At 37.9% G+C, this 12,648-nt stretch carries 12 protein-coding genes; 5 read left to right on the forward strand and 7 right to left on the reverse strand.

Annotation, left to right across the window (positions count from 1 at the left end; translation table 11 throughout):
• Positions 1-2 precede the first annotated feature (2 nt).
• The 5 genes from HMPREF9446_RS10990 to HMPREF9446_RS11010 all read right to left on the reverse strand — a co-directional run bounded on the left by HMPREF9446_RS10990 (position 3) and on the right by HMPREF9446_RS11010 (position 6,375).
• Positions 3-1,127, reverse strand: coding sequence for a polysaccharide pyruvyl transferase family protein (locus HMPREF9446_RS10990; RefSeq protein ID WP_009125726.1), 1,125 nt, complete (start codon positions 1,125-1,127; stop codon positions 3-5).
• Positions 1,128-1,543: 416 nt separating this feature from the next.
• Positions 1,544-2,257: a hypothetical protein gene (locus HMPREF9446_RS10995; protein WP_148345786.1), complete on the reverse strand. Its 714-nt coding sequence runs from the start codon at positions 2,255-2,257 to the stop codon at positions 1,544-1,546.
• A 5-nt stretch (positions 2,258-2,262) separates the two neighbouring features.
• Positions 2,263-3,102, reverse strand: a complete 840-nt coding sequence (locus HMPREF9446_RS11000) for an aldo/keto reductase family protein (protein ID WP_009125728.1) — start codon at positions 3,100-3,102, stop codon at positions 2,263-2,265.
• Positions 3,102-4,829, reverse strand: coding sequence for a 2-succinyl-5-enolpyruvyl-6-hydroxy-3-cyclohexene-1-carboxylic-acid synthase (gene menD / locus HMPREF9446_RS11005; protein ID WP_009125729.1), 1,728 nt, complete (start codon positions 4,827-4,829; stop codon positions 3,102-3,104). The genes HMPREF9446_RS11000 and menD overlap by 1 nt, the downstream gene beginning before the upstream one ends.
• A 1-nt stretch (position 4,830) precedes the next feature.
• Positions 4,831-6,375 (reverse strand): MATE family efflux transporter, encoded by a 1,545-nt coding sequence (locus HMPREF9446_RS11010; protein ID WP_009125730.1) that lies wholly within the window; start codon positions 6,373-6,375, stop codon positions 4,831-4,833.
• A gap of 466 nt (positions 6,376-6,841) precedes the next feature.
• On the opposite strand from HMPREF9446_RS11010, the gene HMPREF9446_RS11020 reads away from it, so the two are divergent.
• Positions 6,842-7,738: a hypothetical protein gene (locus HMPREF9446_RS11020; RefSeq protein WP_009125732.1), complete on the forward strand. Its 897-nt coding sequence runs from the start codon at positions 6,842-6,844 to the stop codon at positions 7,736-7,738.
• A gap of 33 nt (positions 7,739-7,771) precedes the next feature.
• Positions 7,772-9,742: a toprim domain-containing protein gene (locus HMPREF9446_RS11025; protein ID WP_009125733.1), complete on the forward strand. Its 1,971-nt coding sequence runs from the start codon at positions 7,772-7,774 to the stop codon at positions 9,740-9,742.
• Between the two features lie 86 nt (positions 9,743-9,828).
• Here HMPREF9446_RS11025 and HMPREF9446_RS11030 read toward each other — a convergent pair whose 3' ends face one another.
• Positions 9,829-10,083, reverse strand: coding sequence for a DUF4248 domain-containing protein (locus HMPREF9446_RS11030; RefSeq protein WP_009125734.1), 255 nt, complete (start codon positions 10,081-10,083; stop codon positions 9,829-9,831).
• A gap of 209 nt (positions 10,084-10,292) precedes the next feature.
• On the opposite strand from HMPREF9446_RS11030, the gene HMPREF9446_RS11035 reads away from it, so the two are divergent.
• From HMPREF9446_RS11035 to HMPREF9446_RS11040, 3 genes are read left to right on the forward strand one after another with little or no spacing between them, the layout of a single operon-like run.
• Positions 10,293-10,832, forward strand: a complete 540-nt coding sequence (locus HMPREF9446_RS11035; protein WP_009125735.1) for an HU family DNA-binding protein — start codon at positions 10,293-10,295, stop codon at positions 10,830-10,832.
• A 26-nt stretch (positions 10,833-10,858) separates the two neighbouring features.
• Entirely contained in the window at positions 10,859-10,972 is a 114-nt protein-coding gene (locus HMPREF9446_RS18730) for a smalltalk protein (RefSeq protein WP_172634250.1), read from the forward strand.
• Positions 10,969-11,412, forward strand: a complete 444-nt coding sequence (locus tag HMPREF9446_RS11040; protein ID WP_039969174.1) for an N-acetylmuramoyl-L-alanine amidase — start codon at positions 10,969-10,971, stop codon at positions 11,410-11,412. Before HMPREF9446_RS18730 ends, HMPREF9446_RS11040 begins: the two co-directional genes overlap by 4 nt.
• 27 nt (positions 11,413-11,439) lie before the next feature.
• Here the strand turns inward: HMPREF9446_RS11040 and HMPREF9446_RS11045 are convergent, their stop codons facing one another.
• On the reverse strand, positions 11,440-12,636 hold the full coding sequence (locus HMPREF9446_RS11045; RefSeq protein WP_009125738.1) for a glycosyltransferase family 4 protein: 1,197 nt from the start codon (positions 12,634-12,636) through the stop codon (positions 11,440-11,442).
• Positions 12,637-12,648: the final 12 nt, after the last annotated feature.

Here is a 12,648-nt window from a genome sequence, read left to right on the forward strand (position 1 = left end):
TTCTATCTTAAAGAAGAAGTAAGAAAATTAATTGACTCTGTACGTAATCTATTTAGATTTATATCGATTTCACCATTATCTAAATTAAAATTAAAATCAAAATTAATCTCCTCACCAAGTACAATTAAATGTCTCTCTAATCCAAACATTCCAAGAAGGGATTTCAAACGGGCCCCCCCCCTTTCCTCATTACATATCACAATAAAAGGTTTCTTAAATAAAATAGAAAAGACAGTAGCATGAAACGAATCCGTAACAATGAATTTTGCATCATAAAACCCTTTTAACCATTGCTCTACTGGTGGTTGCACTCTTTCTGAGAGAGGAGCATCAAAATCCTCATAATGCGAATTAGCACGAAAAGGTCGATAATCAAGATTATTAGCTAATTGATATACAAAATCTTCAGTTTCAATATTTTCATCAAGAATGTAAGTCAACAATTCTCCTTTAGTTGGTGGTAATTGTTTATCCATAAATAACTTACAATAGTCATTAACATCAAGTAGCATAGTAGGATCCAATACATGCAGAACATTGCAATTCAAATGTTGCCTACAAAGTTCTACAGCAGAATACTCACGTACAGATATCGCATCAAAACTTTTAATTAATTTACTACAACATATTATTTGCTTTCGTGTATACTCCCACTTATCAGTACCAAAAGAAGCAGCATAGGCAATTCGTTTAACATTACCCCAATCTCTAGTAAAAGAAAGATAAGCTATGTCTATTGATTGCTCAAAATATATAGGTCGCCAAATTTGATCACTCCCTACAATGAAAGCTTCATATTCATCTTCTTTGATATCTGTATATCTACTAACTAATCTAATAGAGATGTATTCCTCAATAAAGCATTTCATATGCTTTACCAAAGAAGGATCTGTTATATTATACCACTGCTCAAAAAACACTCGAACATTTCTACCAAATATATACTTTAATATAAAGCGCTTTATATAAGTCAATGGTTTTCTCCATAATGGTATCCTTTTAAAGGAAGGGGTTTGTATAGTTTCAACCGTATGACCCATTTGTTTAAGTACATTTTGCAAAGCATAAGCCTGCAAAATTCCACCATAATTGGCATGTAAAGGAAGGGTAATTATAGCTATTCTCATTATCAAATAGATTTCATTCTAAATATCTGATCATTCATGTTTTTACATTTGTATACATATTCTAGTATTATTAAAATTTCATTCAAGTATAAGTAAACCAGAGCGTTCCAGTAATAGTACCGTTTTATATCATATATTTTGCATAATTATTTTCACATTTCAACTTGAAATTCTACATCTTAAGAATTGCATAAGAAACCTATTCAGGTACAAAACATTAAATATCTTCTGCTTTAATTTACCTACTTTATTTCGCAATTTATCTCCAAGAGTAGAACGACAAATTTTAGTACAAATTCATTTATCATTATACTCTTCTACTAGTATATTAATTTGCAAAGGTCCGTTGCCATAATGCCGATTGGTAGTTTACGAACCTTTCAAAATTTACACAGCCATATCATTCACATAGCAAATCAGCAACCGCATTGCTTCAAAAAATCATTAAGGCATTTAACTTGAATATTTTTATACTTTTTCGCAAAATTCATCAAACTTTCAGAAGTTTTCAATGGAACTAAAATTAAGTCCAAATCTCTTTCTTTTAAAAAAAGTGCTATATCCTCAATAATTTTCATGTTGTTATCAGCATTGCATTTATGCTTTACATACATTGAAAAAGTTCTAACACCATAGCACTTTAATATCCAAAGAGGCGAAAATATACAAATTCTCCATAAAGCAATTCTTTCATATAGCCATGGATGAAATATAGTGCGGTGAAAAGGCAAACAAATTCTTTTATCTTGTAGTAATAACTCTTTTTCACTAATAAGAATATAAACTTTCCCGTGCTTTTTAAGAATTCCAAAATAATGCTTTATACACTGAAAGCACATTAAAAAATGCTGTTCAGGCAATGTCCAATTCATAAAATTCTTATTTATAGAATGTTTCCTAACTGTCATATAAGCACTACTACCCCCAATTATAGCAAAGTCATAGTTCCTTTTAAGATTTTGATTAAAAATTTCCCACGATGGGTAATTAGAACGTAATTGAGTAATCTTCTTATAGGCAAGATATAAATATACACCTAACAGCAAATAAAATAATATTAAATAATAGCATATACAAACAGATATAACAATTACAACTAACAATAATAACTCCAATATTTTTTTCTTCATATTATTTAAAAGCCAGGACAGCCCCATGACTCAATCATAAATTTATAATCTTGGTTTAATGTGTTTATGTTGATCATATCCTGTTCACTTATTTCTAATGAAATACAGTCTAAATTAGAAATAATTCTAAGTGGATTTGTCGATTTCGATATTGGAACACACTCCCTTTGTATATGCCATTTTAGGATCAGTTGAGGTATAGAACAAGTATACTTTGATGCCAATCCTGCAAGAACTTCATTATCTCTTATCTGTGGAATCATCTTACAAATCGGAGAATATGCTTGTGTTACAATACCCCTACTTTTACAAAACTCCAAAAGAGTAGTACAAGTTCTTAAAGGGTGAATTTCTATTTGACTTATATGTGGTATAACTTTTATATCAGAAGAGAAGAAAGAACTCCAATGCCGTTCCCTAAAATTACAAACTCCTATGCTTTTAGCTTCACCTGAAATATAAAATTCTTCCATTTGCCTCCAATTCTTTATATAATAATCAGGATATGGCCAATGCATCAAATAACTATCAACATATTCTAATCCTAACCTTTCAAGAGATAATTTAAAAGCTCCTTCTACATTATTATTTATTTGATCTTTCCAATCAAGCTTTGTTTGTACAAAAAAATCTTCTCTCACATATCCATATTCTGACATTAACTCTTTAATAACTCTTCCCAAGTATCTTTCTGATATATAATTAGGAGCTGTATCAAAAGCAAAAAAGCCACGAGATATAGCCGCTGTAACGACGCTTTTTAATATTAAATAATCCATTCCATTCGTACCTACCATTACAACAGGTATAGAAACGCCATTGGAGAGTTTTATTCTATTATTCATTATTTATTCAAGATTCGTTTTGCGATGTTTCTAACTTCAATTAATATCTTTTCTGCATAGGTTTTTCGGTTTATAGTTGCATAATACTCTTTTATAGAATTTACATCAGTATTGATAGTGGTGAAAACCTCCAAAAAGATAGGTTGTTCAATAGTCACATCGCAAAACACTTTTATGGTTTCATCCACTTCATTCTTATTGTGGGCAGACAAATACTTAAAACCAACAGATTCAACCCAACCACGAGCAGACATTGCATGCCCAGCACCAATATGGGCAGGTAAAGTTTTCCTTGTTTCATCACTAAGAGGAGCATACATAATGGCTCCTCCTCCATTATTTACGAGCATAATTCTCATCTTTTTTGAAAGATGTCTAACCCACAAAGAATTCATATCATAAAAAAAAGATAAATCACCCGTAACATAAAAAGTAGTCCGCAAATTATCAGCGGCAAAACCAACTGCCGTAGACATACTACCATCAATACCATTCACTCCACGGTTACAATTCACACGAATCGAAGCATCAATAGGAAAGAAATGAGCCATGCGAATAGTACAACTATTCGCTAGTTGTAAATCAACATTTTTAGGAAGGTTATTCATTAATGCTCCTATAGCATATAATTCATTATATGTAGGAGTAGGAAGTGCCGGTAATTGAGAAATATCAATCCAACTTTTCGCATACTCTCCCCTATGACTAAATGAACAATTATTGGTAATAACTCTAAAAAAGAAACTCTCATCCATTTCAAAAATTTCTGTAAGTTTTCTGAAAGGATCACAGACTTTATCTTCTTTACCTACTTGCCAATGTTTTACATTAGAACCACGCAAATAAGCTTTTAGCTCATTATTAAAGATATAATTACCGCCAATTGTTATTACTATATCAGGCATCAAGTTCAAACGTTCCATTGGACGAAGAATACCCAGTACAACAGTCGTATTATTTATAGCATATGGGTGATGACAATTAGACATCTTATCAGTCAAAATTATCGCATCAAAATTATTACAGAATTTTGTAACAGCCTCTTCCATTTCCTTAGTCATAGTAACTGACTGCCCCCACACAATCATTACTTTTTTACCCTTCAGTTTTCCACTATAAACTTGCCATTGTTCAGATGTAAGTTCAGATGTCGAAAGATTTATTTTTCTAACCAAAGGTATTTCTTTCGTTTCAAATTTATCTGAGTTATGAGCCTCAAAAGGAATATTCAAATGTACTGGACCGTTCCCATGATGAGTTAACTCCAACATAGCCTCATTTATGATACGATTACAATACCATTCATCAATAGAGTTGCTAATAACAGGAAGCTGTCCTTGATATTTTGTACAATGGGTAAATGTATCTAACTGATCATACATTTGATCCTCTAATTGATTTAAAAATTGAGGCAAACGATCACTTGATAAAACTAATAAAGGCAAACGTTGATAGAAGGCTTCTACTATGCCACTACCATAATTCATACAAGCTGTTCCCGAAGAACAAGTCACTGCAACAATTTCCCCTGTCTGCTGAATCAAGCCAAGCGCAAAGAATGCGGCACTACGTTCATCAACTACTGAATAAAGTTTAAAATAATCATCCGCCTCCAAAGAATGCACAAAAGCAAAATGACGACTACCAGGAGAGACTACAATTCTACTTATACCATATTGCTTCAACAACGAAAGTAGTTGAAGTACCATTTTGTTATCTGAAAACATATTAATTAATTATTTTTATTTTACTAATTCTATCTTTTATATTAGATGAAAGAAGCATTTTTTCTTTTCGGGTAGCTCCTAATAAGAAAGCAGATAAAAAAAACGTTATGAAACTTACAAAAAAGATGAAAATTGTAGTCATCAAAGATGGTTTCATGCAGGAATGAAATAATAATGGCAATAATAAACCGATAAACGTAGCCCCAAAACAACGAATTATGACATTACTATAAAAAGTCCAACAAGATAATTTTATAGAAATGCAAACATAATTTATACGAACAATTTGTATAACACAAATAATAACCAAATAAACATACATTGCCGCTTGAGGTTCATATCCTAAATTATAAAATAAATAGCTAATTGGTAAATGAAGCAAGCCAATAGAGGTAAGTATAATTTGATAATTCTTAATTTTACCCGTTGCTCCCTGTGCTGTTGCCAACAAACTAGCGAAAGACTCACATAAAGACAATAACAATGTTAAACGAACAAATATTATAGCATATTCTGGTACTATTTTCAACCATATTCGTAATACGCTCGGAGCTTCTAAAATCAAAGGAATTGTAAAAAAAGCCACAAGAAAATAAGATATTTTAGAACCAACTAAAACTAGTTTATGCATGCTCTCCATATCATTTTCAGCATAAGTCTTCACAACTTGAGGATTAAGTGCCTGCAAAAAGTTAGTAACGACTCCCTTCACCACAACACTTACCTGAGTAGCTATACCTTGCGCTGCATTTACTGTAACACCGAAAAACATATTCATAACAATAGCAATACCCTGTGTATGAAAAATGTAGCTCAAATTTCCAAGAATTGTCCACGAGGAGAATGAAAGCATACTTTTCAACAAAGGCTTATCTACTTGCCAAGATTCTATTCTACATTCTTGGAAGTTTCGTTTACAATAGATTCCATAAATAATACGAATTATTACACCTACTATAAAAATCAGAAAAGCATATAATATAAGTTTATCAAATGGAGACAATATCAAAACATAAACGATTACCAATTTTAGTACAGCTTCCAAAATGCTGATATAAGCAAAAGCAGACATTTTTTCGTGAGCAATGATTGTCGCATTATAAGGCACACTGATCACAGAAACAATAAAAGCCGCAATAGAAAACTGATATACCCAATGAGCTGCATACATACGATCAGGTGTAATATTCATTTGAGTACTAAGAAACCACACTCCAACAGTCTCAGCCAATAATACAATAACTAATGCAACTCCAAAATGAATCAGTAGGCTGGTAGTAAATACCTTCTTAAGCTTTTCATAATCTTTACGTCCTAACTCTATATTTAAATAACGTTGTGTAGCACCTGCCATCGCACCATTCAAGAAAGAAAGTACAATAACAATACCACCAACCACATTATATATTCCATAATCCTCCACTCCCAAAGTATTCAGTACAATCCGGCTAGTATACAGAGACACTCCCATGATAAGAATCATACGGAAGTAGAGTAATAATGTATTTTTTGCTATTCGCTTATTATTAACAGTAGTAGTTGCCATTATTTATTATAGTAATAAGCATTTAACGAAAGGCGGTCCATGTTCCCGTCTAGAAAAGAACCAAAGACATATATAATGTCTCATTCCTTCAGACCAGGAAAAAGAAGATTAACACCCTCGCGGTAAATGCGATCTGCCTCTTCAGGGGTTGTAAACTCTCTAAAAGCACTTAGAATGTGCTCATAGAAATCAATTTCATAATTGCCTACCCCTTTTTTATATCTTCAAGATAAGCTTGTTTCATGTGGCAAATGTCACGAAAACTCTCTCTGCTCAAATTCAGAGTTACTAGTTCTTTCATAATGAATTCACCAAACTCCGGATGATTAGAAGATTTTCTAGCTCTTTGCATGATTTAAAACAGTTATTAATAGTTAAAATTATAAAGATCCGTACCCACTATATGGGTACGAAGCATGTGAAATATTCAGAGTAACTTCGTTGCGTTTTTTAAATAACAAAAAAAATGAAAGCACTTAAAACAACCGTATCTATCACAGAACTTCAAAAAATCATCAGAATGTGGAGAAGCCGCAATATAACAGATTCAAACATTCCTAAACTACTGGAATTGTATCTCGGACAATCCGCCTATATGAATGCGGAAGGAGAATATCCTATTGAAAATTTTTACGACCTTTGTCAATCTTTAAGATTCAGACATACATCGGCTATGCTAAACAGCATCAAGCAATGTAATTCATTCTGCATCCGTCCGGCCGAGAATACTTACACACTTTCGGCTTTCTATTCTCCACTCTGGAAAAAACCTGATCCAACTGACAATTTACCGGGCACTTTGCCGGGCAAATGCCCGACCGATACTAATATATATAATACTATATCTAAAGAGAGCCTTTCTTCCGAAGAAGTTCAAGCCATCGCCAAAGAGTTTTTTCATCTCATCAATCAAGATGCTGTGCAAAAAGCGCAAATCTTCACTCCGTTAATAGACCAATTCGAGAAGGAGGAAGGACTGAATCGCAAGCATGCTTGCGAAAATCTCATTATCTTGGTCGATGAATTGCTGATTCCCTACTTCGTCTCTCAGTCTAAATTTTCAGAATCCAACCATGCAGGTCGTATCGCCTGGCTCAAGAATCTGCTGAAATCTGCCCATGGCAAACATCTGATAAACCAGGCGGTCAAAAGCGGACGCGAGAAACGCGCACAGTCCAGACTCGATAATCAAACCAATCAACGTAATAACCGTCCACTCTGCGAATTTGAATGGACAGATCCTGAATCAGGAATGCGCTTTTACGACGACGACATTGAAGGAGTCGTAAATATTCCTAAGGACGCTCTACCACGTCCATCGGCAGAAGCCGTATGGAATGTCTTAAGCCAAACATGGATTTAATTAATTACGAATTATATATTACAAATTACAGAAATGAAACCATTTTATTATCTATCAGATTTTCCCGATCGCAAGAATGCGGGAAAGAATTATTTGGCTCAATGTCCGCAATGCGGAAAAAAACATCTTTCCATAGCCAAGTCTACAGGACTTATGCACTGTTTTACCTCCGGATGCGGATTCAGCGGTAAGCTGAGGGATTTCTGGGAGAACAAACCCTACATCGAATCATACTATCCTAGCCCTAGCAAAAGATACATTGCGAAAGCATGCGTTAGTAGCACAAGTATCACAAAAGGCAGTCAGTCCGAAGTACTAATGATTCCGGAGGATTACAAAAATCTGGCACCGGAAATTTTCAGTAAAATCAAGCCTCTCACCACCGATCCCGACACTACTGATCCTGATCAGCTGGCTGCCCGCCGATATCTCTCAGACCAAAGCATTTCCTTGGAGAGTGCTATTAAGATGCATGTAGGATGTCTCACACACCGATGTTTCGGTAAAGGCGAAGAAGACAAAAAGTCTATGGGAAATCTCTATCATTGCATCGCATACGTAAACTACGTTAACGGGCAACCCGTCAATGTGAAATATCGTTCTTGTGATCCCACTTCAACCGCCAAGGCCGACTCAAACGACGTACAATCAGTAGAATACACCAAATTCTGGTATCAGGACTCTCCTACCACGCCGTGCGCCCCTTTCAACATCGATTGCTTAAATCCGCTACTAGTAGCCGAAGAAAACATCCGAAAACTGATAATCACCGAAGGCGGAAAAGATGTACTCACCATCAGTCAGGCAGGATATCCTTTCGTTATCAGCGTGCCCAATGGCGCTGCAAGCGACCTATCCAAAAGCTTCGAAGCCTTTGAGCCTTGGCTGGAGCAAGTACAAGACATTGTGATCTGTGGAGACACCGACCTGCCAGGACGAACCTTAACCAAACATCTCACCGACTACTTCGGCAACCGATGCCTGCTCACCACCCTACCCGGAGACTGCAAAGACATTTCAGATGTACTGACCAAATATGGCGTAGAAATAGTGCACGAAATTATTGAATCGGCCAAACCCCGACACACAGCGGACATCATCACCGTAAACGAACGTACTGACGAAGTTCTGAGTGTGCTGCGTGGAGAATATGACCATGGCTATAGTGTAGGACATGGTCCCTTGACCGACCACATCTTCCACCCCGACGACCAAGGTGGACTGATCATTGAGACCGGACAGCCTAACAGTGGAAAAACGGACTTCCTCAATGACCTGACTTGCCGCCTCATGGCAAAAACAGGACGGTACGTCTGCTATCTCTCATTTGAGGTGCCGGACAAGAACAAGCATATCGCCCAGCTCATCCACTTAATGTTGGGCAAGGTCAACACTACCGCTTATACCCAAATCCAACTACAATCCATCATTGACTATCTGAACACGCACATGGTGCACTTAGACCTGCATGAGGTATCTCCTACACCGGAGCACATCCTTGATCGTGCCGATATAGTGCGCCGCACTTCTCCGCTAAAATATCTTATCATAGATCCCTATCTCTTCATGGAAGTAGAAACGGGACAAAATAGCACCGAAACCCAAGCCATTAAAAATATGTTGACCCAATTACAGTCTTGGGGACGCAGTAATAAAATATGGGTCATCATTGTAGCCCACCCGCGCAAACTTCAAAAGCTGAACGGGAAAAACGAACTGGAAGACATTGATATGTACACCATTGCCGGCAGTGCCAACTGGGCGAATCTCGCAGACTTCATCTTCTCACTGACACGCATCAACGAACAAGACCGTGCCTACACCAGACTAGACATGCTGAAAGTTCGCGACCAGGAATTGTGTCAAACCGGAAGTGTACTTTATGTACGCCAACCTTGCGGACGCTACGACGAACGCGAGTCCGAAGAGCAAGTCATGACCGAAATGCAAGGTAAAATACTTGCCAAAGATCAGCTTCCCTGGGTATCATTGATTGGTGAATAAACACTTGTACAAGCGAGAGGCTACACTACTACTAGTGTAGGCCGACGCTTGTACAAGCGTAAGCCTACGATCGTACAAGCGTAAAATCAAGGCCTGCCCAGATACTCGAAAATCAGTCCCACTTGTTTGCAAGTGAAAATCTGCTGGGTAGGGCGATAGCCCGTCTGTAACAAAGCCGAATAAAGCTCTTCGTTCCGGCGCATCCAGCGCGAAAGACGGTTTAGAGCCGAACGATCGCCGATTTCAGGAGCGTATGCCCGTGCCAGCTCACTCTTAGAATAAGGATGGACAGGCAATTCTTCTGCCTCATCCCCCATCGTTTCACAATTTGAATTCTTCATTTCCTGATCACTTTTTAGTTCTTTTATAGGCTATAAAGTTACGAAAAAGTCATCAATATTCCTCCAATCCGAGAGAGTTTTATCATACCTCAATGTCACTCATTTTCATCGCTTTCCGCTGTTGTATCTTTGTTTCATCGGAATAAGGGAAGCACCGGTGCCCTCCTCTTATTTCATTCTTTAATTATTCACGCTTTAATTTATCTATTATGTTGAACTACAGTATCGCAATGCTCAAAAATCCGGTTAAGCCGAATGAAGAGCCGAAGGCTTATGCCAAGTCACAAATTGCGGGTGAACTCACCCTGAAAGAATTGAGCCAACGAGTGGCCAAACAAACCACCGTAAGCAGGGCAGATGTGTCCGCCGTACTCATCTCCACCGTGGAGAATATGATTGACGGGCTGCACGAAGGCTTGCAAGTGGACTTCGGAGAGCTCGGCAAGTTCCGTTTGCAAATTTGCAGCAGCGGAGCCCTATCCGCCGAGAAATTCACATCGGCCAATATCACCGGAGTAAATATTCAGTTCATTCCCGGTGAGGATTTGAAAGATGTGTTCACCGGACTGGAATTCTTGCCGGTACCTACCCGTGCCGCCACACGTGCTCTGCTCAAAGCGCAAAAAGCGGGAGAAACCTCCGTGGATATTTCCAAAAAGCCAACTACGGGCGGCGGTAACAAACCCGGCGAAGGTGAAGGCGAAGGCGAAGGCAACGACGGAAATGAAAACGAGAATCCGCTGGGATAAAGGCTAATTACTAATCTAAAATTATCATGAAAGAAAAATCTTCTTCGGTATGGGGCATAGTCCTCAAAGTGATTATTGCATTATCTACCGCTTTGGCAAGTGTGTTTGGCCTGAACTCTTGTATGCACCAACCTTTATGAGAACAGGCAGTTTCTATCAGAACTATCGGGAGGTACGCCTCCTGGTAGTTCATTGCAGCGCAACGCGCTGTGATCGTGATTTTTCAGTGGAGGCACTCCGGCGCTGTCATCTTCAGCGGGGTTTTGCCGGTATCGGTTATCATTTCTACATCACTCGTGACGGCGAAGTACATGTATGCCGTCCTGCGAATCAGATCGGCGCCCATGCCGCCGGATGGAATGATAAAAGTTTGGGGATCTGCTACGAGGGCGGCCTCAATGAAGAGGGGCAACCCGCTGATACGCGTACCTATGCACAGAAGTGTTCACTTCTCGACCTCTTACGACAACTGAAAACGGATTATCCGGATGCTCGAATCTTAGGACATTATCAACTCAGCTGTTCGGTACATAAGGCTTGTCCGTGCTTTGATGCAAAAGGGGAATATCAGGAACTATAAATTCATAATCGGATTATTTGCATGAACTCACATTCTATCCAATTTTTGTTGTATCCACAAGTATCCTCCTTTGCGTTCGATGTGAGACAAAACGCCCAAAATGCGCAATACACGCAACAGAGAACTCGTTTTGGATAATGATTTCACGTAAGGGTACAAGCCGAACGTAAACAGCAAGCCCATTAATATAACCGCATACAGCTGTCCTTCTACCGATACGCCAAATTTCCACAACAACAACCAAATCAATACTACCAAAGCATTCAAAACAAGAACACAGAGTGCTGTTCCGGCATGTGAAAAGCCTAAATAGATAAACAGATGATGTAAATGAGTCCTGTCAGGCATAAAAGGTGACCTCCCCCGGAAAACACGATTGGACATCACTCTCACCGTATCAAATACCGGAATAACAAGTACCGCCATCGTAAAGGGAATGAGCCCGATACCCCGCTCCGATAAATCGGTCATCTGCGATTTACTATCAAGTACATGAATTACAAAAACGGACATTATTATCCCCATCAAGAGTGTGCCGCCATCACCGATAAACATACGCGAAGTCTTGCCAAAAACGTTGTGCAGAAAGAAAGGAATCAAGGCTCCGACACAAGTGGCAGCTAAGATCGCCATGGAGTAGTCACCCACATAATAGAAAAAGTAACCGAAAATGATGGAAGCCATCATACAAAATCCGGAAGATAATCCGTTGACTCCATCTATCAGATTAATGGAATTAATGATGCCTACTGATATAAAAACAGTAAGCGGTATCGCTATCCAGATGGAAAGTTCCGCAATTCCCCAAAGCCCATGAAAATCATTAATAGAGTTTTGACATACAAAGATGAGCAGTAGCACGGAAATTATTTCAATAACAAAACGTATAGAAGTAGAAAGTCCCATGATGTCATCAATTGTACCCACATAGAGCATGACAATCATTACGCCAAGAATAACACACAAAGAGGCACTATCATAAAAGGGACTAACAAGACCTAAACCTAAAGAAATTCCGAAGAACACGGCAACTCCTCCCAATACCGGTACAGGAGTCCGCTGTAGTTTACGGGAATTCGGATTATCAACAATGTCTTTCATTAAGGCTAATTTCACCAATCGCGGATGTATCACCCAAACGGCAAAAGTGGCAATAAAAAACGCTGCAATCAACAATAGCCAACTATCTGAAATAAATAATTGCTCTAAAAATGAATTACACATGTCATTATTACA

It is taken from the genome of Bacteroides fluxus YIT 12057, assembly GCF_000195635.1.
Classification (GTDB): domain Bacteria; phylum Bacteroidota; class Bacteroidia; order Bacteroidales; family Bacteroidaceae; genus Bacteroides; species Bacteroides fluxus.